The following is a 23,408-nucleotide window of genomic DNA, read 5'->3' on the forward strand; positions in this document are numbered from 1 at the left end:
CGGTGATGCGGGTTTGCCCGCCCCCATGGAAAAAACCTACGCGCGCCCGCTTCACATGAACCGCTGCACTCAAAGACGTTTTTACTTTGGGATGGCCCGGGAAATAAAAAAGTCCGTTGTCAAGCAGTTTCTACGATTGAGCAACGGCCAAAAAGCTTTTACGGGACGGGTAGTTAGGCCGGATACCATCTGCCCTGTGTTCCTGGCGCATTCCGCGCTGGGAGCCACATAGGAGCGTTGCCGTGGCGAGAGTGGGAGCAAGGCAACGGGCCATGCGCTGCCGATCCGTTGCAATTCCGGCTGCCCAAAAGTGTGCCTAGCCCGTTCTCACCTCCCATAAAGCGAAAACGCAGCCAGTTGGGGTTAGCTGCGTTTTTGTGGATGAGCGGGCAGATTCATGTGGCCGGTTGTTGCGGTAACGCCTTCGGACTTGCTCCGCGCCTGAACCCTCGATCTCCCGCCATGAAAGCTTCGCGCATGTGCGGAATCAAGGTTGCTGCATCGACCGTCTCGCCGTAGGTCTGCGAGCGCAGCGTACTGGTCGGGGGTGGCTTTCAAGCTGACCGGGCAGGTGAGGGTCAGTTTCACGCTGCTGTAGGACGATAAAGGCCCAAGCCTCAACTTTCTGGCCGTGCTCATGGGATCGACCTTTGAACCCTTTGCAGAAGCAAGGGCTGGTAAGGCCGAAGGGCCAAGTCGGTTTTGACCACAATCCGCACCGGCAACCCCGGTCGCGCCGTCAACGTCGGCCGGACGTCTATGTTGCGCCGGGTCAACTCCTGGCCCACGTGGTTGATTCTGTCCTGCGCGCTATCGCGCCCAGCGATAATGGTGTGGTTGCCGTTCTGCCGGTTCTCGGGCACGACCAACTCGGCCCCGACACCCAGCAAGGTGGTCAGGTCAGCGCCGCGCCCGCTAAGATGCGGCCCCAATGCCGATCCACGTCATCCTCCAGCCCGGCGTGGCCCGCCGGATCAGTACCTGCCGGATTGTCCAGCGTGAGCGAAGACGTGTCATGTGGAATGATACGGTTCCACACCATCTGCACCCGCCTCTGCCCAAAGCTCATCTGACTGTTGTAGCGGCCCAGGATGCGCGAGCCCTGCGGGATCAACAGGATCCGCCCGGCCGCTGTGTCATAGACCGGCTCGGTCGCCGTGGCAATCGCATCGCCCGGCAGGTCGGACTTGATGCCAGTGACGAGCGCCGCTGCGATTACCATGCCCGCCATGACCCGTTACGGCGAAGTCCCGGCGGAGTCAGTTGGGCGGAATTGCGGGTTTCAGTGGAACCTCCCTTCAGGAGCGTTTCTTTCTGGCCCTGCCCGTTCTGCGCCACGGCGGGATCTGTCGGCTGGGCCGCCGTCGAGGCGGGCCTTGCCGCTATCGGGCCGAAGCCCGCCGTGGCGCTGGCGGGCGCAGCCGCAGCGTCTTGGGCGGGCGCCGCGCCCCCGGCCTTGCCCTGCTGGCCCGAGCGGAAGAACACGGTCGAAGCTGCCGCTGCTTCGGCTTCCTTGCGCAGAACGTCCGCTGGATCATGGTCCGGCGGCGCATAGGTGGGCACAACGGACTGCTGGGCCTTCTCCATGGCCGGGCCGAGGCCGCCCGGCAGCAGTGGTCCCAACTCTGGCACCTTCGGTAGCTTAGACTAGTCCGAAGGCAAGCCATTCAGCGACTAGGCCTGAGCGAGGTCATCGAGCGAGATGGACGGCGGCGGCTTGCCCTGCGTGGCGCAGCCCGCCAGCCTTGCTGCTCCAGGTAGGCAACGAAATGCGGGAGTTGTCGGCCCGCATCTTGAAGTTTGAAACCGAGACCTCGTCGAAGCTCCAGATATTCGGCCAATGCCTCGCGCAGCGAGTTCATGATGCATTTCCGGGCGAAGGCAATGCGAGGCCACGCAAGGCTTCGATATCGACCTTGGCGTAAATTGACGTAGCGATCAGACTTCGACGACGTAACACTTCGCCAATTTCCGACAGTGAGGCACCGCGTTTGAGCATTCGTATAGCCAATGCATGACGGAACTGGTGTGATCCCTTGTGAGGCGCGTCAATGCCAGCTCGCCGCAACGCGTTACACACGAGTGATCCAATGCTGTCTGAGCCATGCTGAAACCCCTTGATTGGGGCTCGAGTGCGCAAAAACACATGGCGGTCGTCGCTTTTTTTGGGGCGGCCGTACTGCAAATACACGGCAATGGCTTCCCCCACATCCGCATGCATGGGCATCAAGCACACTCAACCGTTCTTGCCGCGAATGCTCAGGCGGCTCATGTTCCAATCAATGTCTTCTAGCAGCAAAGCGAGAACCTCGTTGCCACGCAGGCCCAGTCGAGCCAACAACAATAGGACGGCACGATCGCGAAGTCCCATAGAGGTACTTGTGTCGCAACTGTCGATAACGCTACGAGCATGCTCCGAAGAAGTAGGAGGACAGGCGCAAGGGGGTGATGCAGTCAGACAAGGGGATGCGCAGTTGTCCATTGAAACCGTTGGCGGCGGATTTGGCGCTGTCACACACCTGCTCCAAGGCTGTGAAGATGCGCGGCGCACGCTCCCGGAACGCTTTGCCTGTGTGGGTCAACTGCGTATTCCGCGTGGTGCGGGTGAAGAGTTTGCGCCCAATTCACCCTCCAGGTCCCTGATGATGCGGGAAAAGGCGGATTGATCGGCGTGCATTTTTTGGGCTGCACGGCTGAAGTGGGGTTCTTCGGCCAAACAAAGTGAGAAAGCAGCGAAGATTGCGTAATTCCATGCGTTAATTCCTTTCTGAAAATTGCTTACCAGAGCGGAAGTCAACGCTGCAAGGCAACAGGGCGGCCTGTCTTATGATGAAGGCGACTACCCGCGAGATGTACCCGCAGCGGCATCAAGCAGGACACGCCAGCAGGGACTCGATGAAATGCGTAGTGAGACGTCCGCACAGCGGGAGGCGCGGCGGCTACTGTATTTGGGGGGATAGTCGAAAAATCAGTCTAACAACTTCGCAAGATACCAGCAGCCTCGCCTAGCATCCCACGCCCTGCTCTGATTGGCATTACGAACCACTGTTGGACTGCCAACTCCATAGCGGCAGTTTCAAGAGCCATTTTGGCGGCAGCGTGCCGGTGAAGCCTAAGGATGGGTCCGCGCAACTAGATTTTTGAAAGATGACGGCTTTGTCATTTTTTGGTTGCTGGTATGTTCGTATTGCCCAGATAAAATTCGACCTGACTCGTGGTTCTAACCGCCCTATTGATCCGGCCCTCTGAAGTTTGAAGAATTATTCTTCACGGCCCTATGGCGCAGGCCGTGAAAACTTTTGACTTCATCGAGCTGGATCAATAGTTGCTTCCCCGACTAAAGCTGCTGCCCAACAATTTTGAGATTTGCCGATAGACTAAAATGCATCCGTCGTTGGTTCGTAGTCCTTGTCGCTTTCGTGATAGCCCAGTGCTCCTGGGCTATCACGACATCCATAGCCAGCATGGATGAACTGCATAACGTGGGCGCAGGCCTCGAACTTGCGACGTCGTTTAAGTCGACGGCACATGGGCTAGAGGTCGCACAGGGTCCGGGCAAGGACTCCAGTCATGTCTGCGACGCCAGCCACTACCATTGCTGCTACGGCTACGCTGCGGTAGGTTCGCCCAGGCTCTATGGCGTGGGGACTGCCCGCATAGTGCACTCCGCGGAGCACCTGCAGATATGGACAAATCTTATATTCCCCCGAGTATCGAGCGCCCCTATTAGCGCTGCACTTGAACGGCGCGCTGTCTGCCATCCGCTGACCCCCTCCGGTAGCCCGCTCCAGCGAGCGGGGAGGTGTCGTGCCAAACCCGTACTTTGTTGTTCCAACAACCCTGGAGAATTCGATGCGAAGCCGTCTTCAAGGCTACTGTGCGCCGCTGTTGCTAGCAGTAATTTGTTCCCCCTGCTCCTTGGCCCTTGCTCAGGGCAACACTGCCTCATCCGTTGAAGCGCAGGCGCTGACCATCCCCGCCGTACCCGCCCTAGCACTGGGCGATGCCGTGCAACTGGCCCTGGCGCACAACGCCGAGTTGGCCAGCGCGCGCCTGGAAGTGAAGGCAATGGAGGCCGCTGAGATACAAGCGGGCGCCCGGCCCAACCCCGAGCTTGGTATGCTCGTGGAAGACACGCGCAGCGCCACCCGCTCGACGACCGTCCAATGGACCCAACCGATCGAACTGGGCGGCAAGCGCAGCGCCCGCCTCACTGCCGCAGCGCGCGCCCGCGAACAGGCGCTGGTGGCGCTGCAGGCCAAGCAGGCCGGGTTGCAGGCGGCCGTGACCAGTGCTTTTTTTGAGTTGTTGGGCGCGCAGGAGCAGGTGCTCCTGGTACAGGCCTCACTGGATCTGGCACACAACGCCAGCACCATTGCCTCCAAACGCCTGCAGGCCGGCAAAGTGCCGCCGCTGGAGCAGGCGAAGGCGCAGGTGGCGGAGGCCGGTGTGCGCGCTGAACTGCTCCAGGCGCAGAGCGAACGGCAGTTGGCCAGGCGGCGTCTGGCCGCCTTCTGGGGACAGACCTCACCCCATTTCGAGCGCGCCGAGGGCAATGCGGATACCCTGCCCGCCGTTCCCTCGGATCGCGAGGTGGGCGAGCGGATGGCCCAGGCAGCAGTGCTAAGGGTGGCACAACTCGACGTGGCGCGGCGCCAAGCGCTGACCGACATCGAGCGAGCCAAGCGCATTCCCAATCCGACCGTCACCTTGGGGGCAAAGCGGGCCGCCGAACTGGGGCGCACGCAGATCATTATCGGCGTGTCCGTCCCACTCCCCATTCTGGATACCAACCAGGGCAATTTGCTGGAGGCCTTGCAGCGGGAAGATCAGGCGCGGGAGATGGTGACGACCGTTCGGCTGCAACTGCAAACCGAGGTGTCTGCAGCCCTGGAAAAGCTTCGCCTGACGCGCCAGCAAGTGCAATTGCTGCGAGGCGAGGTGTTGACCACAGCGCAAGCAGCCTATGACGCTGCCGTCAAAGGCTATGCGTTGGGCAAATTCGCCTTTCTCGACGTGCTGGATGCCCAACGCACCCTATCCCAACTACGCCAGCAGGTACTGCGCGGCACGGCCGATGCTTACCGCGCTGCCGCCGACATCGATCGCCTGCTCGGCCAGGGCGAGCGCAAGTCCGACCCCCTCCAGGAGTAACCTATGAACAACAAGAAATCCGTCATCGCCGTGGCTGCCGTACTCGTGCTTGGCGTGGCACTGGGCATCGCCATCCTGCGCACGGACAAGGCCCGACCTGCGGGCGAAGAGCATGGCCACGGCCACACCGAGAGCGCGACCCATGCCGATGCGGAACACCATGGCCAGCAGGCCGCAGACAAGCATGAGCATGAGACCGGACACGGCGACCAGGAACACCACGAGGATACAGACAAAAGTGCCGTTCCCGCCAAGGGGCCGCATGGCGGTAAGCTGTTCGTGCAGGACGGTTTCGGGCTGGAGCTGACCATCTTCGAGACAGGCGTTGACCCGGAATTCCGGGTCTACTTGTTCCGGGACGGCAAGCCCGCAGCACCCAACCAAGCCCAAGTCAGCGTGACCCTGGAGCGCTTGGGCCGTGCCCCGCAGGTGTTCAGCTTTGCCCCGCTGCAAGACTTTCTCAAGGGCTCGGCCACCGTCGAAGAGCCGCACTCGTTCAAAGCCGTCATCCAGGCGCTGGCCGGCACCCAGACCTACGAATTCAAGTTCGAGCAGGTGGAAGGCCGCGTTCAGATGACGGACGAGCAGCTCCAGCGCAATGGCGTGGAACTGGGCGACGCAGGTCCCGCGCGCATCCGCAACAGCCTGCAATTGCTGGGCGAAGTGAAGTTGAACCAGGATCGCAGTGTGTTCGTTACCCCGCGCCTGGTGGGCATGGTCGAGTCTGTGCGCGCCAACGCGGGCGACACGGTGCGCCGTGGGCAAGTGCTAGCCGTGATCTCCAGCCAGGCGCTGGCCGACCAGCGCAGCGAGCTGCTGGCCGCGCAGAAGCGCCTGGGCTTGGCCCGAACGACCTACGAGCGCGAGAAGAAGCTTTGGGAAGAGAAGGTCTCCGCCGAACAGGACTATTTGAGCGCCCGCCAGCTCTACCAGGAAGCCGAAATCACCGCCGCCAGCGCGCGTCAGAAGCTGGTCAGTCTGGGGGCCGGAGCCACCGAGTCCACCCAGGGCTTGACGCGCTACGAAGTACGCGCGCCGATCGACGGAGTCATCACCGACAAGAAGATCAGCGTTGGCGAAGCGCTCAAGGAAGACGCCACCATCTTCCAGGTGGCCGACCTATCGACGGTGTGGGTCGAGCTGATCGTCCCGGCCAAGGACGTGGGGCGGATCAAAGTGGGCGACCAGGCGCGGATCAAGGCTGCAGCGCTGGAGGGTGAGGCCAGTGCCAAGGTGTCCTATGTGGGCGCGCTGATCGGCGAGCAGAGCCGCAATGCCACTGCCCGCCTGGTGCTGGGCAATGCCAAGGGCCAGTGGCGCCCTGGGCTGCCGGTGTCCGTGGACCTGACCGCCGACGAAGTTGCCGTGCCCGTGGCGGTGGCCACGGATGCAGTGCAGACGCTGGGTAAAGGTCCCGTGGTGTTCGGCCGCTACGGCCAGCAATTCGAGGCGCGACCGCTGGAACTCGGGCGCAGCGATGGGCGTTTCACCGAGGTGGTCAAAGGGCTGGCGGCAGGCGAGCGTTATGCCGTCAAGAACAGCTTTTTGATCAAGGCCGAGCTTGGCAAGGCTGGCGCAAGCCACGATCACTGAGGAGTCCGCGATGAAGCAGATTACCGCCATCGTGCAGCCGCACCGACTGGAAAAGGTCGAAGCCGCCTTGCACCACCTGCCCCATTTCCCGGGCTTCACTCTCTTGCAGGGGCATGGTCACCCGCGCGGCCATGGGCACAGCCACGCCTACGTGGCCGATGAATGGGAGCCCAGCCGCCACCCGTGCCTGATTTTGTGGATCTACTGCGACGACGCACAGGTTGACGCAATCATGCAAGCCATCGAACAGGCGGCCCACACCGGGCAGCCAGGCGACGGCCTGGTCACCGTGACCGAGGTCATCGATATCGTGCGCATCCGCAGCGGCGAGCGTGGCCGCGCCGCCGTCTGAGGCCGCATCGAACAGGACAATCCATGTTTGAAAAAATCATCCGCTTTGCCATCGAGCAGCGCTGGCTGGTGCTGTTGGCTGTGCTGGGCACTGCCGCCCTGGGCGTTTTCAGCTACCAGCGCCTGCCTATCGATGCCGTGCCCGACATCACCAACGTACAGGTGCAAATCAATACCTCTGCGCCGGGGTACTCGCCTCTGGAATCAGAACAGCGCGTGACCTTCCCGATCGAGACCGCGATGGCGGGCCTACCCCACCTGGAGCAGACACGCTCGCTGTCGCGCTACGGCCTGTCGCAGGTCACCGTGGTCTTCAAGGACGGCACTGACATTTACTTTGCCCGCCAGCTCGTCAATGAGCGCATTCAAGAGGCCAAGGAAAAGCTGCCAACGGGCCTCTCCCCCGCGCTCGGGCCGGTCGCCACCGGTCTGGGCGAAATCTATATGTGGACGGTGGAGGCCAAGGAAGGTGCGCTCAAGCCCGATGGCACGCCCTACACCCCGACCGATCTGCGCGAGATTCAGGACTGGATCATCAAGCCGCAGCTACGCAACGTCCCGGGGGTAACCGAGATCAATACGATCGGCGGCTATGCCAAGGAATACCAGGTTGCTCCCTTTCCCGACAAGCTGGTGGCCCACGGCCTGAGCATGGCCGATCTGGTACAGGCGCTGGAGCGCAACAATGCCAACGTGGGCGCCGGCTACATCGAGCGCCGCGGCGAGCAATACCTGATCCGCGCGCCCGGCCAGGTAGCCAGCATCGAAGATATCGCCAACATCGTCGTGAGCCAGGCGCAAGGAGCGCCGGTCCGCGTGCGCGATGTCGCTGAAGTGGGCATCGGCAAGGAGTTGCGCACGGGTGCCGCCACGGAAAACGGCCGCGAGGTCGTGCTGGGCACGGTCTTCATGCTGCTGGGCGAGAACAGCCGCACCGTATCGCAGGCCGTGGATAAGCGCTTGCAGGAAGTCAACAAGACCCTTCCCGCAGGTGTGATCGCCCAGACGGTCTATGACCGTACCATCCTCATCGACAAGGCCATCGCCACGGTCAAGAAGAATCTAGTCGAAGGCGCACTGCTGGTCGTTGCCATCCTGTTCCTGTTCCTCGGCAACATGCGTGCGGCGGTGATCACGGCGGCCGTGATCCCGCTGGCTATGCTGTTCACCTTCACCGGCATGGTGGCCAACAAGGTCAGCGCTAACCTGATGAGTCTCGGGGCGCTGGACTTCGGCATCATCATCGACGGCGCGGTGGTGATCGTCGAGAACTGCGTGCGGCGCCTGGCCCATGCACAGGCGGCGGTGGGCCGGCCTCTGACCCGGCAAGAGCGTTTTCACGAGGTTTTCGCTGCCGCCCGCGAGGCGCGCAGGCCGCTGCTCTACGGGCAACTGATCATCATGGTGGTCTATCTGCCGATCTTCGCCCTCACCGGTGTCGAGGGCAAAATGTTCCATCCGATGGCCTTCACGGTAGTAACCGCCCTGGTCGGCGCGATCCTCCTTTCCATCACCTTCATCCCCGCCGCCGTCGCGCTGCTGATCGGCAGGCACGTGGGTGAAAAGGAAAACCGCCTGATGCTATGGGCCAAGAAGGGCTATGCGCCGATGCTTGACTGGGCGCTGCTAAATCGTCCTTTGGTCGTAACGATCGCAGCGGTGTCCATCGTGCTGAGCGGACTGCTGGCCTCGCGCATGGGCAGCGAGTTCATCCCCAGCCTCAGCGAGGGCGATATTGCGCTGCATGCCTTGCGCATCCCCGGTACCAGCCTGAGCCAGGCGATCGAGATGCAGTTCCAACTGGAGAGAGTGGTCAAGCAGTTCCCGGAGGTGGACAAGGTGTTCGCCAAGCTGGGCACGGCCGAGATTGCCACCGACCCGATGCCGCCGAACGTGGCAGATACCTTCTTGATGCTCAAGCCGCGTACAGAGTGGCCTGACCCCGGCCGCAGCGCCGAGTCGCTGGTGGCGGCCCTGCAGCAGGCCGTGGGCCGGGTGCCGGGCAACAACTACGAGTTCACGCAGCCCATACAGATGCGCTTCAACGAGCTGATATCGGGGGTGCGCAGCGACGTGGCGGTCAAGGTCTTTGGCGACGACATGGCCGCGATGGAGGAGACCGCCGAACGGATCTCGCAGGTGCTCGAAGGCGTTTCCGGGGCTGCGGACGTGAAAGTCGAGCAGACCACGGGCCTGCCTATGCTGACGATGCAGATCGACCGCGCCAAGCTGGCACGATTGGGGCTGAGTCTGGACGACGTGCAAAGCACGGCGGCGACCGCCATTGGCGGCAAGGAAGCCGGCGCGCTGTTCCAGGGCGACCGCCGTTTCGACATTCTGGTGCGTCTGTCGGATGCGCAACGCAACGATATCGAGGCGCTCAAGCGGCTGCCGATCCGGTTGCCTGTCATGACCGGGGCGCCTGCCTATGTCCAGTTGGGTGATGTGGCGAGCTTCGAGATTGCCCCAGGCCCCAACCAGATCAGCCGCGAGAACGGCAAGCGCCGCGTCGTCGTCACTGCCAACGTACGCGGTCGCGACATTGGCTCCTACGTAGCCGAAGCGCAGGCCCAGTTACAGCAGAAAGTCAAGATCCCCACCGGCTACTGGATCGCCTGGGGCGGCACCTTCGAACAGTTGCAATCCGCCAGCCAGCGCCTGCAGATCGTGGTACCCATCGCGCTGCTGCTGGTGTTCATGTTGTTGTTTGCGATGTTCAACAACGTCAAGGACGGGTTGCTGGTCTTCACCGGCGTGCCCTTCGCATTGACCGGGGGCATCGTGGCGCTATGGCTGCGTGGCATACCGCTATCGATCTCGGCCGGGGTGGGCTTCATCGCCCTGTCCGGCGTGGCGGTGCTGAATGGCCTGGTGATGATTTCTTTCATCCGCTCGCTGCGGGAAGAGGGGCTGGGCCTGGAGGCGGCGGTGCGCGAAGGCGCGTTGACACGCCTGCGTCCGGTGCTGATGACGGCGCTGGTGGCCTCTCTGGGCTTCGTGCCGATGGCCTTGGCGACAGGCACGGGTGCCGAGGTGCAGCGTCCGCTGGCCACGGTCGTCATCGGCGGCATCCTGTCGTCCACGGCGTTGACGCTGCTGGTTCTGCCTGTGCTCTACCGCTGGGCGCATACGTGGCGCGAGCGGGCGCAAGATGCACCCATTCCCCGTGACCTGCCATCACCACCATGACCACAAAGCTCCGTCTGGACATTCCCCTTGTACTGCCACAGATAACTATCGCCGAGGACATTTGCGTCAAGCGCCTGATCGAGGATCTGCAGGGCCGCAAGGGCATCGATGCTGTGCATGTGCGCGCCGCCGAGGCTGGGGCTTCGGCCCAATTGTGCGTTCACTACGACCCGCAGGCGCTGCCCCTGGCACGCATCCGCGAGATCGTAAAGGCGGCTGGCGCGCGCATCACCGAACGCTTTGGGCACGTGCTGTGGCAGGTTGACGGTATCGGCCACGTGCGACGAGCCCAAACGGTGGCCGAGCATCTGCGCGGCCTGCCCGGTGCGCAGGAGGCTGAGGCCAGCGCTGCGGGATTGGTACATGTGGACTTCGACCGCCAACTGACCTCGGAGCAGTCGATCCTCGCCTCCTTGGCCAATTTGGGTGTTTGGCCGCAGGCAGATGCGGCGCCTGCTGAAGAAACGCCCAGCCATGGCGAGCCGGGGCATCGGCATGTGCAGGGCGAGCAGGACGATCATGAGCACGCACATGGCGGCCTGCTTGGTGCCAACACCGAGATGATATTCGCCCTGAGTTGCGGCGCGTTGCTGGGCCTAGGGGTGATGGTCGGAAAGCTAGTGCCGGGAGCGCCCAACTGGCTGCCATGGGCCTGCTTCGTCCTGGCCTACGGTTTCGGTGGTTTTTTCACGCTGCGCGAGGCGTTCGACAATCTCAGGCTCCGGCGTTTTGAGATCGACACCTTGATGCTGGTGGCGGCGGGCGGCGCCGCAGCCCTAGGCTCATGGGCCGAGGGTGCGCTGCTGCTGTTCCTGTTCAGCCTTGGCCATGCGCTGGAGCACTACGCGATGGGCCGCGCTAAGCGCGCCATCGAGGCGCTCGCGGAGCTGACGCCGGATACTGCAGTGGTACGGCGCGACAGCCTGACGCAGGAAGTTCCCGTGGAGGAATTGCGCGTCGGCGATATCGTGCTGGTGCGGCCGAACGAGCGCTTGCCGGCCGACGGCTTCATCGTGCAAGGCCACTCGGCGATCAACCAGGCACCAGTGACTGGCGAGAGCATCCCGGTCGACAAGCGCCCTGTGGAGGATGCGGCGTTGGCGCGCGTTCGGCCGGATGGCGTGGAATCCGCGGCACGCGTATTCGCAGGCACCATCAATGGCGCGGGGGGCTGGAAATCGAGGTGACGCGCAACTCTACTGACTCCGCGCTGGCGCGGGTGGTCAAGATGGTCAGCGAGGCCGAGACTCGGCAGTCGCCGACCCAGCGCTTCACCGCCAAGTTCGAACGCATTTTTGTTCCTGCCGTGCTGGGACTGACGTTTCTGCTGCTGTTCGCCTGGGTGGTGGTTGATGAGCCCTTTCGCGACAGCTTTTATCGCGCGATGGCCGTGCTGGTGGCGGCGAGCCCTTGTGCGCTCGCGATCGCTACGCCCAGCGCAGTACTGTCGGGCATCGCCCGAGCTGCGCGCAGTGGCGTGCTAATTAAAGGCGGTGCGCCGTTAGAGGAACTGGGCTCGCTCGACGCGTTGGCCTTCGACAAGACCGGCACGCTAACCGAGGGACGCCCCCGCATCACCGATGTGGTGGCCGTTGACGGAGCGAGCGAGGAGGAACTGCTGGCCGTGGCGGTGGCCGTTGAATCACTCAGCGATCACCCATTGGCGGCCGCGATTGCGCGTGACGGGCGAGAGCGTCTGGCAGGTCGGCCAGAGTCGGCTGCCGATGGATTACAGAACCTGATAGGCCGCGGTGTTACCGCCAAGCTGACGGGCGAGTCGGTGTGGATAGGTAAGGCCGAAATGTTCGGCGTCGCGGATGTGCCGACGCTGGGTGCTGCCGCACAAGCCGCAGTCGAACGCTTGCGTGAGCGCGGCCGTACCACCATGGTGGTACGCCGTGGTCCGCGCGATCTGGGTGCAATAGGTCTGCTAGACACGCCGCGCGCCGGCGCGCGCGAGGCCTTGCAGGCGCTGCGTGAACTGGGGATCAGGCGCATGATCATGATTTCGGGCGATCACCGTAAGGTTGCGGAGGCGGTGGCCAGCGAGGTCGGAATCGACGAAGCCTGGGGCGACCTGATGCCCGAAGACAAGGTGGAGGCAATCCGCAGGCTGCGCCAGGAGACCAAGGTCGCCATGGTCGGCGATGGCGTCAACGACGCCCCTGCGATGGCCAATGCGACAGTCGGCATTGCAATGGGCGCAGCCGGATCGGACGTCGCGCTGGAAACGGCGGACGTGGCCTTGATGGCCGATGACCTGCGGCGCCTGCCATTCGCGGTGGGCCTGAGCCGGCATGCCCGCACGGTGATCCGACAGAACGTGTTTGCCAGCCTGGGTATCGTGGCGATCCTGGTGCCCGCGACGATCATGGGGCTGGGCATCGGGGCGGCGGTGGCCGTGCATGAAGGCTCGACGCTGCTGGTCGTCTTCAACGCGCTGCGGCTACTGGCTTACCGCGGCAAATGACACCCGTGCCACCCTCTCGGGACGCAGCATGAAGGTCGCAGAGCAGGCAGACCTTGCTGCGCCCAGACCGCCAAGTGTGGCGTGTATGGATAGTTGCTCAGGCAATCCCCGTCCCACACTGGGAACAGAATTTTGCACCGCCTTGCAACGCAGAGCCGCACTGGGCACATACCGAGGGCGCCGCAGGTTTGCCGCATTGCTGACAGAACCGCGAACCGATTGCATTCATTGCCTTGCAGTGCGCGCATTGAATACCCTGTGTATCCAGCGTAGCAGGTACTCTGCTGCTGTGGCGGTCAGGGCGGCCATGGTGACCACCATCATGATGGTTTCCCAAGAGCTTGTTGAAGATACCCATACTCAGTTGCGAAAGAGTTCCTCACGCGCCAGTCGCCCCTGGGGCGACTCATTGCGCAACTCGTCGATGACTTGCTGGCGCGTTTTTGGGGCCTGCGCACTCTTCGCGGGTGCTGGCAAGCCGCGCTGGATTAGTGGCAACGTGCCGTCCGCCTTGGCGGCCTCTAGTTCCACCCTGACATCGGCGCGCGTTTTTGTAGACCTCCAATGCTCCGGAGCATATCGAACCGATTCGCCATTGCCGTTATGCCAGATGGAGTCGGCGTGCGACAGGGCGGGCACAGCTAAAAGCCCGGCGACGATGAGCGAAGTAAAGAATTTGCGGGTCATGAAGAACACTCCTATCCACTTCAATGGGCGGACTTGCTGCAAAGCCGGCAAGTCCTATCGGCATGAAGCAAATGTAGGCAATGACCCCCAACAGAAAGGAGTCCTGTGCATGACAGTTCTGTTGCATTCTGCTTTCCATTGCGGGGACTAGTGCATGAAGTTGTTGATAGTTGAAGACGAGGTCAAGCTGGCCGAATACCTGCACAAGGGCCTTTCCGAGGAGGGCTATGTTGTGGAGGTGGCGCACAATGGTGTGGATGGCTTGCACCTTGCGATGGAAGGCACATACGACCTGATCGTCCTGGACGGCATGTTGCCGGGCATCGACGGCATGGGAGTGCTGACCGCGCTGCGGCAATCCAGGCAAACACCCGTGCTGATGCTGACAGCGCGAATGCGTGTCGAAGACCGGGTGCGCGGATTGAAGGCAGGGGCAGACGACTATCTGGTCAAGCCCTTTGCTTTCACCGAACTGGTGGCGCGGATCGAGGTTTTGCTCAAACGCACCCGTCCGCTCCCGGCCAGTCACGAAGCCCTGACGCTGACGATCGTCGACCTGCACTTGGATCTGGCGCGAAGGCGGGCGGAACGAGCGGGCAAACGGCTTGACCTGACAGCCAAGGAGTTTCAACTGCTGTCTCTGCTAATGCGTAGGCAAGGTGAAGTGCTGTCACGCACCGAGATTGCGGAGCAGGTTTGGGATGTCACTTTTGACCTTGGCACCAATGTGATCGACGTGGCGATACGGCGCCTGCGTGCCAAAATGGATGTGCCGTTCGAGCAACCATTGCTCCACACCGTGCGTGGCATGGGCTACGTGCTGGAGGTTCGGGCAGAGTGACCAGGCAGCCCAAACGCTCACTGGGGCATCGCCTTTCGCTGTGGCTAGCGCTGCAAAGCCTGGCAGGTCTGGCAGTGGTTTGTACGGTGGTGTACGTCACCACCCTGCTGGCTTTTGAGGCGCGTCAGGGTAAGGCTCTGGCGGACAAGGAGATGCAAGTACGTCACCTGTTGTCCGACACTGCTGAGGTGGCGGATGCACGGGCATTGAGGCACAGGCTCGACGACTTTCTGATTGGTCACCAGGACATGTCCCTGACACTGCGGCGTGCTGACGGCACGTTGTTTTATGGCGACTCAGAGGCAGTGCCGAACCATGAGGATGTGAATCTGCGCGTGCTGAAATTTGACGTGCCCGCACCCGTCGCTGTCGGTGTGCCCCTGCATGCTGAACTGCGGCTGGATACGCACGGTGATCGACTCCTGCTGTCTCGTATTAGCCTGGCGTTGCTGGTAGCAGCTTTGATTGGGGTGGCCGTGATATCGGTCAGCGGATATGCCCTCGTGCAGCGTGGATTGAGACCGGTGCGCGACTTGGTTGCGCAAACACGGCAACTGGCTGCAGACACCTTGCACAAAAGGCTGGATGGATCAACGCAACCCGAAGAGTTGATGCCCTTGGTTGTGCAGTTTAATGAGCTGCTAGCCCACCTCGAACGAGCCTACGAGCAGGTAGAAGGATTCAATGCGGATGTCGCGCACGAGCTTTGTACCCCGCTGGCTACCTTGATCAGCGGCACAGAGCTGGCACTGCGCAAGGCTCGAAGTGCCGAAGAGCTGCGGGATATTCTGGGCTCCAACCTGGAAGAACTGCACCGCATTTCCGATATCGTCCGGGATATGCTGTTTTTGTCCCGGGCTGATCGGGGGGCGCTTGCCCGCCGCAGCCCAGTCAGCAGCCTGGCTACACTGGCACACAAGGTCGCCGACTATCACGAGGCGGGCTTGGCGGACGCAGAGTTGCGCCTAGAGATTGCTGGCGATGCGCAAGGGGAATTCGACGATGCGCTGCTGCAGCGTGCAATCTCCAACCTGCTGTCTAACGCGACACGGTATGCACGGTTACAAACTACTGTCCGCGTGGAAATCCAGGACCTGGCTGGTCAGGTGCGCCTGCTGGTTATGAATCAGGGTGACACTATTGCTCCGGAACACCTTCCTCGCCTATTTAATCGCTTCTACCGGGCTGATCCCTCTCGCAGTGGCGCGGTCCACAACCATGGACTCGGCTTGGCCATCGTCGCAGCCATCGCGCGCATGCATGGCGGTGAGCCGCAGGCCGATTCGAAAGACGGTGTGACGACGATTGGGCTCAGCATACTGAGCAATGGCAGATGCCGCTAATTCAACGATATCTTTGGATGGTGCCCAAGCTCCCATGAAACCCCAGTGTCATGCATGGTCGCGGCGAGCTGTTGGCCCAGGCGCCGTTCGATCACGGGCTTCCACAGCACGAGGCTAAATCTCGGCGCGCCATCCCTGGTGATCGCTTCCTAGACGGCGTCCGTGCAGAACTCGGTGTCCATCGAGATCGACACCCGGCCAGGCCAGCACCCGGCGGCTGTACCAGTCGATCCCCGCCGCCAGATACACGGAGCCTCGGGCATCGGGATATAGCTGATGCCCATAGCCCAGACCTGGTTGGTACGCGTCATGGGCAGCGTGCGCAGCAGATACGGATAGATCTTGTGGCCCGAGGCTTTCTTGCTCGTGTCAGGCCTTTTGTAGAAGACCGTGATCGCCAGTCGACGCATCGGTGTGGTCATGCGCTTGCGGCCCACGGTAACACCTTCACCGAGTAACAGGTCACGCAGCATTCGCGCCCCGGCGAATGGTAGCTCCAGGTGTAGCTCGTCGATACGCCGCATCAGCTTGAGATCGGCAGCGCGTGCGCGTGCTCGCGCTCAATCATCGCTTTACGCTCAGCAGGCTGGCCTTGCTGAGCGCGCCGGACAAAGATCGATCTCCAGGGCCTCTTGGCCGATCTTGGCATGCAGGTCCCTTCAAATCCACCACCGGCTCTGCCGAGGAGGGCTCGCCACCGAACACGTCGGCCCCCCGGCTCAGCAGCTGGTAATTCCAGTCCGTGATCTGATTGGAGTGTCCGTCATGCTGCTGCGCTAGCTCGGCCAGCGTCTTGTCGCCACAACCGGCGGCCAGCGCCGAGGGGGTCTTCTGCTCATAAGTGATCTAGTCTTCACAGGCGATATCCTCGCCAGCAGGAGCAGTTTCCACACTTATCGGATTATTCAGATTTCCGAGGCCAACTCTGCCCCGGCGGGTGCTGGGCTTGTTGCGCTGTTTGGAGTGGTCGTCCATGAAACTTCACGCACAGCTCGGCAACGGGAGGGGCCTTGCGTGTCTGGGCTTTGGCGGCACCGGGGGTCGCCACTCCGGCGCATCTCGGCTAGCCATTTCTGGGCTAGAGAGCGGGCTTGCTCAACGGTCCGCCCCCAATACAGGCCCAAGGCAGGCTTGCGGCGTTCGCCAGCGTTCGTGCGGTACTAGAGCATGAGCACCTCGCTGGCCCGCTAGTGCAATCTTGCATAGGAATGCCGAGTACCAGTGTGTCCCGGAGTTCAATAGCCTGCGCCTGAGGCTGTGCCGCATCCACAGCGGACTTGGTGAGCTTGATTTTTGCCACAATGACTCCTCGGAAAGACCCGGTTTCCAGGGGCCGCAGGAAGCCACGAGGCAGGCAGCCGGATCAGATTTCAGAAAGCACCGGCATATGTTGACCTCACCTAAATTATTGATAAATCTGCTGTATCGAGCTTCGGCGTAGGCCAGCAAAGTTCGGCGCTGGCATCATGGTGAAACAAAAACCGCCCGAGGGCGGCTTTAGAGATGATTTGCTGCTGAACATACGCTACCCCATATGGGAGCGTATGAGGCAACATCAAAATCAGAAGTTGTGGCGGATGCCCAGGCCGTAGTTGTTCTTGTCGTCCACGCGCAGACCAGCCACGTACACAAAGGTACGCTTGGACATGGCGTATTTGCCTTCCAGCAAGAAGTTGGTGTACTTCTTGCCACCGTCGTTCTTACGATCGCGAGCGACGTCGGCAGTCACGGTGAAGGCGCCAAATTGAGCGCGGCCACCGATGGTGAAGCCTTCGCGGCGGACACCGTCGCGGCGAGCGTTGTAGGAAGTTGCGACGGCAAAGGTGCCGAAGTTGTACTGACCACCCAGAGACCAGTTGGTCTTGCCGCCGCTCAGCTTGTTCATGGACAGGCCAGCACCGATCGGGCCGTTTGCGTAGATGACGTTGGCATCCCACTTGGATTGGTCGGTGGCGCTGTTGCCTTTAGCGATATAACCGACTTCAGCGCTGAAGCCGCCCAGACCGTCAGGAGTCTTGTAGCTGAACTGGCTGTTGTTACGAACAGCACCACCGCCGTAACCGTACGTGTTCCCAATCAGGTTGTAGTTGGTGATACCGGTCAGTTCCCAAGCAGCAACGCCGTAGAACGAGGGGCTCAGAGTACGACCCATCTGGAAAGTACCCCAGTTGCCACCGATCCACATCTTGGCAGTACGAGCCCAGAAGCCGTCGCCGGAGGCCACGGTAGCACCGTCGTTCAGGGACAGGCCGGTTTCAAAGTTGAAACCGACTTTCAGGCCGCCACCCAGGTCTTCAATACCGCGCACGCCCAGACGGGAATTACCGTTGTTCATGGTGGTGCTGCTGCCCATTTTGGTCTTGTCACCGGCCAGTTTCACCACACCAGCGTCAGCCACGCCATACAGGGTGACGGAAGATTGAGCCATCGCGGCACCGGAGGCAGCCAGCACTGCCAGGGCAATCAGAGATTTTTTCATTGCAAGTTCTCCAAGGTTAAACATAGGGCGCCGGTGCGAAGGGTCCGTCTGCGATTCCCGCCGGTTCCCCGGGCCAACCTCCCCTTCTGGGAAGTTGTTGCTATTGCACCAGACATGCCTCGAACTTGCAAAGCCTTCGGCAATGAATCACGCTTGAGCGCGCCGTTTCGTTGCACGAAGACAACAAGCGCAGGCAACCCGTGGGCTGCCTACAACATATGTAACCAAAAGAAACTTGCTAAGCGGAACGATCGAAACCGTTCCGCTCGCCGGATACCGCCAAATTAGAAGTTGTGGCGGAGACCCAGGCCGTAGTTGTTGGTGTCGTCCAGACGCAGACCTGCCACGTACACGAAGGTACGCTTGGACAGTGCGTATTTGCCTTCCAGCAGGAAGTTGGTGTACTTCTTGCCAGCATCGTTCTTGCGATCGCGAGCGATGTCGGCGGTCACGGTGAAGGCGCCGAACTGAGCCTGGCCACCCACGTTGAAGCCTTCGCGACGGACACCGTCACGACGGGCGTTGTAGCCAGCGGCCACTGCGAACGTACCGAAGTTGTACTTGCCACCCAGCGCCCAGTTGGTCTTGCCGCCGGTCAGCTTGTTGGCTGCCAGAGAAGCAGCGATCGGGCCGTTTGCGTAGATGACGTTGGCATCCCACTTGGACTGGTCGGTGGCGCTGTTGCCCTTGGCAACGTAGCCGACTTCAGCGCTGAAGCCACCCAGACCTTCAGGGGTCTTGTAGCTGAACTGGCTGCTGTTACGTGCATTGGCACCCACATAACCGTAGGTGTTGGCGATCACGTTGTAGTTGGCGGTGCCGGTCAATTCCCAAGCAGCTACAGCGTTGTAGCTAGGGGAGAACGCACGGCCCATCTTGAAGGTACCCCAGTTGCCGCCCACCCACAGGTTGGCTTGACGCGACCAGAAGGTGCCATCAGCGGAACCGTCATTGAGCGACAGGCCGGATTCGAAGTTGAAACCAACTTTCAGACCGCCACCCAGGTCTTCAACGCCACGCACGCCCAGACGGGAAGTGCCGTTGTTCATGGTGGTGCCGCTGCCCATTTTGGTCTTGTCGCCAGCCAGCTTGACCACACCAGCGTCAGCCACGCCGTACAGGGTCACAGAGGATTGAGCCATCGCGGCACCGGAGGCCGCCAGCACTGCCAGGGCGATCAGAGATTTTTTCATTGCAAGTTCTCCAAGGTTTAAACATAGGGCGCCGAGGCAAGCTTCTGCATGCGACGCATTGCAGCTGCCGGAGCCAACCTCCACGTATGCGGGGAAGCTGGCTCTATTACATCAGACACACAGCGGCTGAACAACGAAATCAGCACTTTTCTGGCTTTTTTTGTTGCTATGCAGCAACTACCCTGTTTTCATAGACAGAAACACTGTCATTTCTGGAAACAAATATGACATATTTGTTGCTATGCAGCAATCAGCCGGGTACATCCCTCTTCACAACTCCCATTGCTTGCCATTTCCCGGCTACCATTTGCCCACCATGAGCTTCACTGACCGCCTACTCTCCGCCGCGGACAGCGGCCTGCGAACCCTGTTCGCCGAGCCCCGCGCCGCCCGGCCCAGCCCCGCCACCAGCGCCCCATCGAAAGATGCCGTGCTCTCACCCGAGGAACGGCGCTTGTCGGGCGCCCTGATGCGAGTGAACCACGTGGGCGAGGTCTGCGCCCAAGCCCTCTACACCGCACAAGCGCTAACCACCCACGACGAGGCGCTACGCCGTCAGCTGGAAGCCGCCGCACGCGAGGAAACGGACCATCTGGCCTGGACCAGCGAACGGCTTCAGGAGCTGGGCGACCGGCCTTCTCTGCTCAACCCCCTCTGGTATGCAGGCGCCTTCGGCATCGGCCTGGTGGCCGGAAGGGTTGGAGGCGACGCCCTGAGCCTGGGTTTCGTGGTGGAAACCGAGCGCCAGGTGGAAGCCCACCTGGCCGGACACATGGATCGCCTGCCCAAAAATGATGCGCCTTCGCGCGCCATCGTGGCGCAAATGAAGAAAGACGAGGCGCAACACGCCGATGCCGCATTGCAAGCCGGAGGAGCTGAGCTACCCCTGCCGGTACGCGGGCTGATGCGGTTGGCCGCCCGGGTGATGACCGGCACGGCTCACTATATATGAGGGGTAATTTACCCGTTGGCTTAAGGGTTTTCCCCTAAGCCTCACTGGCCTGCTCAGAACATGCTTGCCATCTGGTCGCAAGCTCCTTTTTCCCGTCATTCCGGCGAAAGCCGGAATCCAGCGACGGCGCACCATCCACCGCGGCTGGCGGATACCGGCTTTCGCCGCTATGACGCTGATGGTGCAGTCTCAGGAAACGACCAAAGTAACGCCGAGACCGCAAACACGCGCTCAAGCCACTTCTACAAGCTCAAATGAAGTGGTGATCTCGGCTGTCTTGCCCAGCATGATGGTAGCGGAGCAGTATTTATCGTGGCTCATGGCAATCGCCCGCTCCACGGCCGGGGCTGGCACGCCCTTGCCACTGACGGTGAAATGCATATGTATCCGGGTAAATACCTTGGGATCGGTCTCGGCGCGCTCACTGTTGAGTTTGACCGAGCAGCCCCGCACGTCGTGGCGGCCACGCTTCAGGATCAGCACCACATCGTAGGCGGTGCAACCGCCCGCGCCAGCCAGCACTGTTTCCATGGGGCGAGGCGCCAGGTTCTGGCCGCCGTTCTCAGGTTTGGCCGCATCGGGCGCGCCGTCCATCGCGATCACATGGCCGGAGCCGGTTTCAGCCACGAAGCCCATGCCTGAACGCGTCCCAGCTACCCCAGTCCAGCTCACCGTACATTCCATTTTCTGCAGCTCTTGGTTATTTATGAACGGGCCAAAGCGTAGCGGATTCGGCACAACACCCCGCCGTCCCGAGAAAAACTGCGCATTTTTACAAGGTGATGTGTTGCATCGCAGCAAATTTCTCTGAAAACGCTATACTTTTCGCTACACTACGCATTAAGCAAGCGGGGTTTCCCTGCCAACGGTTGTCTCCTCCACCCCTTTCAAAGGTGGATTCAAGCCCCGGGCCGCAAGGTCTCGGGGCTTTTTTTATGTCTGCCGCCAGGCCACGCAGAGCAGGAAAGCGCGGGTCTTTTTTTCGAGTTGCCTATGACTTCCCCTTCCGTACAGGCCGGCCAAGCACCGCGCCTGACCACCACTGACTATCTCAAGCAGGTTCTCACGGCGCGCGTCTATGACGTGGCCATCGAGTCCGACCTGGATCCCGCACGCGCCCTGAGCCGCCGCTTGCACAACAAGGTGCTCCTGAAACGGGAAGACCAGCAACCGGTGTTCTCCTTCAAGCTGCGTGGTGCCTACAACAAGATGGCCAACCTGACGCCCGAGCAGCTCAAGAATGGCGTCATCTGCGCCTCGGCCGGCAACCATGCGCAGGGCGTGTCGCTGTCCGCGCATCGGCTGGGCACGCGCGCGGTCATCGTCATGCCCGTCACGACACCCCAACTCAAGGTGGATGCGGTCAAGACCCTTGGCGGCGAGGTGGTGCTGGCCGGCGAGAGCTATTCCGACGCTTACGACCATTCGGTCAAGCTGCAGCGCGAGCAAGGCCTGACGTTCATCCATCCCTTCGACGACCCCCTGGTCATTGCCGGGCAAGGCACCGTCGCGATGGAAATCCTGCGCCAGCACCAAGGCCAGCTTGACGCCGTGTTCGTCGCCATCGGCGGTGGCGGCCTCATCAGTGGCGTGGCGAGCTACATCAAGGCCGTGCGGCCCGAGATCAAGGTGATCGGCGTTCAGATGGCCGATTCCGATGCCATGGCGCAATCCGTAGCGGCCGGGGAACGCGTCACGCTGGCCGATGTCGGCCTGTTCGCTGACGGCACGGCCGTGAAACTGGCAGGCGAGGAAACCTTCCGCATTGCACGTGAGTTGGTGGATGAATACATCCGCGTTGATACCGACGCCGTTTGCGCCGCCATCAAGGACGTGTTCATCGACACCCGCAGCATCGTGGAGCCTTCGGGCGCCATGGCGGTGGCCGCCATCAAGCAGTATGTGGCCACGCACAAGACCAAGGGTGAGACCTACGCCGCGATTCTTTCGGGCGCCAACATGAACTTCGACCGCCTGCGCTTCGTCGCCGAACGCGCCGAAGTGGGGGAGGAACGCGAAGCCTTGTTCGCGGTGACGATCCCGGAAGAGCGCGGGAGCTTCCGCCGCTTTTGCGAGGGCATCGGACAATTGCCTGGCGGCGCACGCAATGTGACCGAATTCAACTACCGCATCAGCGACGCCGCGTCAGCCGGCGAAGCGCACGTATTCGTGGGCCTGACCACACACAGCAAAGGGGAGTCTCCGCGGATCGCCGCCGCTTTCGAGCGCCAGGGCTTTGCCACGGTCGATCTCACCCGGGACGAGCTGGCCAAGGAACATGTCCGCTACATGATCGGGGGCCACTCTGCCCTGGCCCGTGACGAGCGCCTGCTGCGCTTCGTGTTCCCCGAACGCCCGGGCGCGCTGATGAAGTTCCTGAGCCTGATGCGGCCGAACTGGAATATCTCTCTTTTCCATTACCGCAACCAGGGTGCGGACTACGGCCACATCCTGGTCGGCATGCAGGTACCGCAAAGCGACGACACCGCGTTCAGAAGTTTCCTGGATGAACTGAGCTACCCATGGGTGGAGGAAACGAACAACCCAGCGTATCGGCTGTTCCTGAAATAAGCCCGCGTTGAAATTAACGGGAAGCCTGGGGCACTGAGGGCCGCGCCGGTGGCTGCATGGGCGCCAACGAAGGCCGTGCCGGGGCTTGCACAGGAGCGGGCGGCGCCACAGCGTCCTTGGTACTGGACCGCTCGGACATCGCAGGCATGTGCAAGGTAGCCTCCCGCGTACCGCTGGTGATCACTGGCGGCGCGTGGCGACACGGACTTGAGCGTCCATCCGCCCTCTACCTCCGCCCCGACGCGAAACGGCTTCGCGGGCTTGTCGCTCACAGCGATCAACGCCGCGCCACGCCCATCGTGCGTGACCACGCCGCGCAAAGCCAGGCGGCTGACCACATCGGGCGCGGCCGTAGCGCCGCTGGCAGGCCCTTTCGCACCCAGAGCGCGTGCCACGACCTCGGTATCCACGGTCACCGCCTGCCCGATGCCGGCCGCGGGCGGCACCGCCTGCCCCTGGGCGCCACTGGCGCGCAAGCCCCAATAAAGCGCACTGCCCGCCGCCAACGCCCACACCAGCAGCGTGGTGGTGCCCACTACCAGCCGCTGTGAAGCGATAGGAGATCTCATGGCTGGGAAAGAAAAC

The 23,408-nt window shown here is 61.8% G+C and carries 16 protein-coding genes and 7 pseudogenes; 9 read left to right on the top strand and 14 right to left on the bottom strand.

Annotation, left to right across the window (positions count from 1 at the left end):
* Window positions 1-395: 395 nt before the first annotated feature.
* The 5 genes and pseudogenes from WJU18_RS25335 to WJU18_RS25355 form a co-directional block, all read right to left on the bottom strand.
* A pseudogene (locus WJU18_RS25335) lies at window positions 396-639 on the bottom strand (DUF2274 domain-containing protein).
* Window positions 636-1,638: pseudogene (locus WJU18_RS25340) on the bottom strand (TrbI/VirB10 family protein); the annotation flags it as partial. The pseudogenes WJU18_RS25335 and WJU18_RS25340, both read right to left, overlap by 4 nt.
* 29 nt (window positions 1,639-1,667) lie before the next feature.
* On the bottom strand, window positions 1,668-1,862 hold the full coding sequence (locus WJU18_RS25345) for a hypothetical protein (protein WP_423456585.1): 195 nt from the start codon (window positions 1,860-1,862) through the stop codon (window positions 1,668-1,670).
* Window positions 1,859-2,482 (bottom strand): annotated as a pseudogene (locus tag WJU18_RS25350) (tyrosine-type recombinase/integrase). Before WJU18_RS25350 ends, WJU18_RS25345 begins: the two are co-directional and overlap by 4 nt.
* Window positions 2,433-2,753, bottom strand: a pseudogene (locus WJU18_RS25355) (LysR family transcriptional regulator); the annotation flags it as partial. The pseudogenes WJU18_RS25350 and WJU18_RS25355, both read right to left, overlap by 50 nt.
* Before the next feature lie 1,165 nt (window positions 2,754-3,918).
* Here WJU18_RS25355 and WJU18_RS25360 point away from each other — a divergent pair.
* The 5 genes and pseudogenes from WJU18_RS25360 (at window position 3,919) to WJU18_RS25380 (ending at window position 12,757) form a co-directional block, all read left to right on the top strand.
* Window positions 3,919-5,154 carry a TolC family protein gene (locus tag WJU18_RS25360; RefSeq protein ID WP_423456586.1) on the top strand — a complete coding sequence of 412 codons (1,236 nt, stop codon included), beginning with the start codon at window positions 3,919-3,921 and terminating at the stop codon, window positions 5,152-5,154.
* A 3-nt stretch (window positions 5,155-5,157) separates the two neighbouring features.
* Entirely contained in the window at window positions 5,158-6,747 is a 1,590-nt protein-coding gene (locus tag WJU18_RS25365; RefSeq protein WP_423456588.1) for an efflux RND transporter periplasmic adaptor subunit, read from the top strand.
* A 10-nt stretch (window positions 6,748-6,757) separates the two neighbouring features.
* Complete coding sequence (locus WJU18_RS25370) at window positions 6,758-7,099, top strand: P-II family nitrogen regulator (protein WP_423456589.1); 342 nt, start codon at window positions 6,758-6,760, stop codon at window positions 7,097-7,099.
* Window positions 7,100-7,122: 23 nt separating this feature from the next.
* Window positions 7,123-10,287: an efflux RND transporter permease subunit gene (locus tag WJU18_RS25375; RefSeq protein WP_423456591.1), complete on the top strand. Its 3,165-nt coding sequence runs from the start codon at window positions 7,123-7,125 to the stop codon at window positions 10,285-10,287.
* Window positions 10,284-12,757: pseudogene (locus WJU18_RS25380) on the top strand (heavy metal translocating P-type ATPase). The gene WJU18_RS25375 and the pseudogene WJU18_RS25380 overlap by 4 nt, the downstream one beginning before the upstream one ends.
* Before the next feature lie 97 nt (window positions 12,758-12,854).
* On the opposite strand, the gene WJU18_RS25385 reads toward WJU18_RS25380, so the two are convergent.
* Window positions 12,855-13,115: a double zinc ribbon domain-containing protein gene (locus WJU18_RS25385; protein WP_423456593.1), complete on the bottom strand. Its 261-nt coding sequence runs from the start codon at window positions 13,113-13,115 to the stop codon at window positions 12,855-12,857.
* A 2-nt stretch (window positions 13,116-13,117) separates the two neighbouring features.
* Complete coding sequence (locus WJU18_RS25390) at window positions 13,118-13,444, bottom strand: DUF4148 domain-containing protein (protein WP_423456595.1); 327 nt, start codon at window positions 13,442-13,444, stop codon at window positions 13,118-13,120.
* A 154-nt stretch (window positions 13,445-13,598) separates the two neighbouring features.
* On the opposite strand from WJU18_RS25390, the gene WJU18_RS25395 reads away from it, so the two are divergent.
* Together WJU18_RS25395 and WJU18_RS25400 are read left to right on the top strand one after the other, a co-directional pair.
* Complete coding sequence (locus WJU18_RS25395) at window positions 13,599-14,285, top strand: heavy metal response regulator transcription factor (protein WP_423456597.1); 687 nt, start codon at window positions 13,599-13,601, stop codon at window positions 14,283-14,285.
* On the top strand, window positions 14,282-15,628 hold the full coding sequence (locus WJU18_RS25400) for a heavy metal sensor histidine kinase (RefSeq protein WP_423456598.1): 1,347 nt from the start codon (window positions 14,282-14,284) through the stop codon (window positions 15,626-15,628). Before WJU18_RS25395 ends, WJU18_RS25400 begins: the two co-directional genes overlap by 4 nt.
* On the opposite strand, the gene WJU18_RS25405 is transcribed toward WJU18_RS25400, so the two are convergent.
* From WJU18_RS25405 to WJU18_RS25425, 5 genes and pseudogenes are all read right to left on the bottom strand, one after another.
* Window positions 15,625-15,771: a DUF3363 domain-containing protein gene (locus WJU18_RS25405; RefSeq protein WP_423461094.1), complete on the bottom strand. Its 147-nt coding sequence runs from the start codon at window positions 15,769-15,771 to the stop codon at window positions 15,625-15,627. The genes WJU18_RS25400 and WJU18_RS25405 overlap by 4 nt on opposite strands.
* Before the next feature lie 9 nt (window positions 15,772-15,780).
* Window positions 15,781-16,474 (bottom strand): annotated as a pseudogene (locus WJU18_RS25410) (IS3 family transposase); the annotation flags it as partial.
* A gap of 81 nt (window positions 16,475-16,555) precedes the next feature.
* Window positions 16,556-16,928: pseudogene (locus WJU18_RS25415) on the bottom strand (Arm DNA-binding domain-containing protein); the annotation flags it as partial.
* Between the two features lie 261 nt (window positions 16,929-17,189).
* Window positions 17,190-18,107, bottom strand: a complete 918-nt coding sequence (locus tag WJU18_RS25420; RefSeq protein ID WP_423456600.1) for a porin — start codon at window positions 18,105-18,107, stop codon at window positions 17,190-17,192.
* 284 nt (window positions 18,108-18,391) lie between these two features.
* Window positions 18,392-19,300, bottom strand: a complete 909-nt coding sequence (locus tag WJU18_RS25425) for a porin (protein WP_423456601.1) — start codon at window positions 19,298-19,300, stop codon at window positions 18,392-18,394.
* A gap of 316 nt (window positions 19,301-19,616) precedes the next feature.
* Here WJU18_RS25425 and coq7 point away from each other — a divergent pair, with 316 nt between their 5' ends.
* Window positions 19,617-20,252 carry a 2-polyprenyl-3-methyl-6-methoxy-1,4-benzoquinone monooxygenase gene (gene coq7, locus WJU18_RS25430; protein WP_423456603.1) on the top strand — a complete coding sequence of 212 codons (636 nt, stop codon included), beginning with the start codon at window positions 19,617-19,619 and terminating at the stop codon, window positions 20,250-20,252.
* A gap of 231 nt (window positions 20,253-20,483) precedes the next feature.
* On the opposite strand, the gene WJU18_RS25435 is transcribed toward coq7, so the two are convergent.
* Entirely contained in the window at window positions 20,484-20,936 is a 453-nt protein-coding gene (locus WJU18_RS25435) for an OsmC family protein (protein ID WP_423456605.1), read from the bottom strand.
* A gap of 309 nt (window positions 20,937-21,245) precedes the next feature.
* On the opposite strand from WJU18_RS25435, the gene ilvA reads away from it, so the two are divergent.
* Window positions 21,246-22,823: a threonine ammonia-lyase, biosynthetic gene (ilvA, locus tag WJU18_RS25440; protein WP_423456606.1), complete on the top strand. Its 1,578-nt coding sequence runs from the start codon at window positions 21,246-21,248 to the stop codon at window positions 22,821-22,823.
* Here ilvA and WJU18_RS25445 read toward each other — a convergent pair.
* Entirely contained in the window at window positions 22,769-23,392 is a 624-nt protein-coding gene (locus tag WJU18_RS25445; RefSeq protein ID WP_423456608.1) for a type II secretion system protein N, read from the bottom strand. The genes ilvA and WJU18_RS25445 overlap by 55 nt on opposite strands.
* Window positions 23,393-23,408: the final 16 nt, after the last annotated feature.

It is taken from the genome of Ottowia sp. VDI28, assembly GCF_049532675.1.
In the GTDB taxonomy this organism is placed as follows: domain Bacteria; phylum Pseudomonadota; class Gammaproteobacteria; order Burkholderiales; family Burkholderiaceae_C; genus Ottowia.

Bases quoted from the DNA above. Each gene is read 5' to 3' on its own strand.
- WJU18_RS25345 (WP_423456585.1), bottom strand. From the start codon at position 1,862: ATGAACTCGCTGCGCGAGGCATTGGCCGAATATCTGGAGCTTCGACGA.
- WJU18_RS25365 (WP_423456588.1), top strand. From the start codon at position 5,158: ATGAACAACAAGAAATCCGTCATCGCCGTGGCTGCCGTACTCGTGCTT.
- WJU18_RS25370 (WP_423456589.1), top strand. From the start codon at position 6,758: ATGAAGCAGATTACCGCCATCGTGCAGCCGCACCGACTGGAAAAGGTC.
- WJU18_RS25375 (WP_423456591.1), top strand. From the start codon at position 7,123: ATGTTTGAAAAAATCATCCGCTTTGCCATCGAGCAGCGCTGGCTGGTG.
- WJU18_RS25385 (WP_423456593.1), bottom strand. From the start codon at position 13,115: ATGGGTATCTTCAACAAGCTCTTGGGAAACCATCATGATGGTGGTCAC.
- WJU18_RS25390 (WP_423456595.1), bottom strand. From the start codon at position 13,444: ATGACCCGCAAATTCTTTACTTCGCTCATCGTCGCCGGGCTTTTAGCT.
- WJU18_RS25395 (WP_423456597.1), top strand. From the start codon at position 13,599: ATGAAGTTGTTGATAGTTGAAGACGAGGTCAAGCTGGCCGAATACCTG.
- WJU18_RS25420 (WP_423456600.1), bottom strand. From the start codon at position 18,107: ATGAAAAAATCTCTGATTGCCCTGGCAGTGCTGGCTGCCTCCGGTGCC.
- WJU18_RS25425 (WP_423456601.1), bottom strand. From the start codon at position 19,300: ATGAAAAAATCTCTGATCGCCCTGGCAGTGCTGGCGGCCTCCGGTGCC.
- coq7 (WP_423456603.1), top strand. From the start codon at position 19,617: ATGAGCTTCACTGACCGCCTACTCTCCGCCGCGGACAGCGGCCTGCGA.
- WJU18_RS25435 (WP_423456605.1), bottom strand. From the start codon at position 20,936: ATGGAATGTACGGTGAGCTGGACTGGGGTAGCTGGGACGCGTTCAGGC.
- ilvA (WP_423456606.1), top strand. From the start codon at position 21,246: ATGACTTCCCCTTCCGTACAGGCCGGCCAAGCACCGCGCCTGACCACC.
- WJU18_RS25445 (WP_423456608.1), bottom strand. From the start codon at position 23,392: ATGAGATCTCCTATCGCTTCACAGCGGCTGGTAGTGGGCACCACCACG.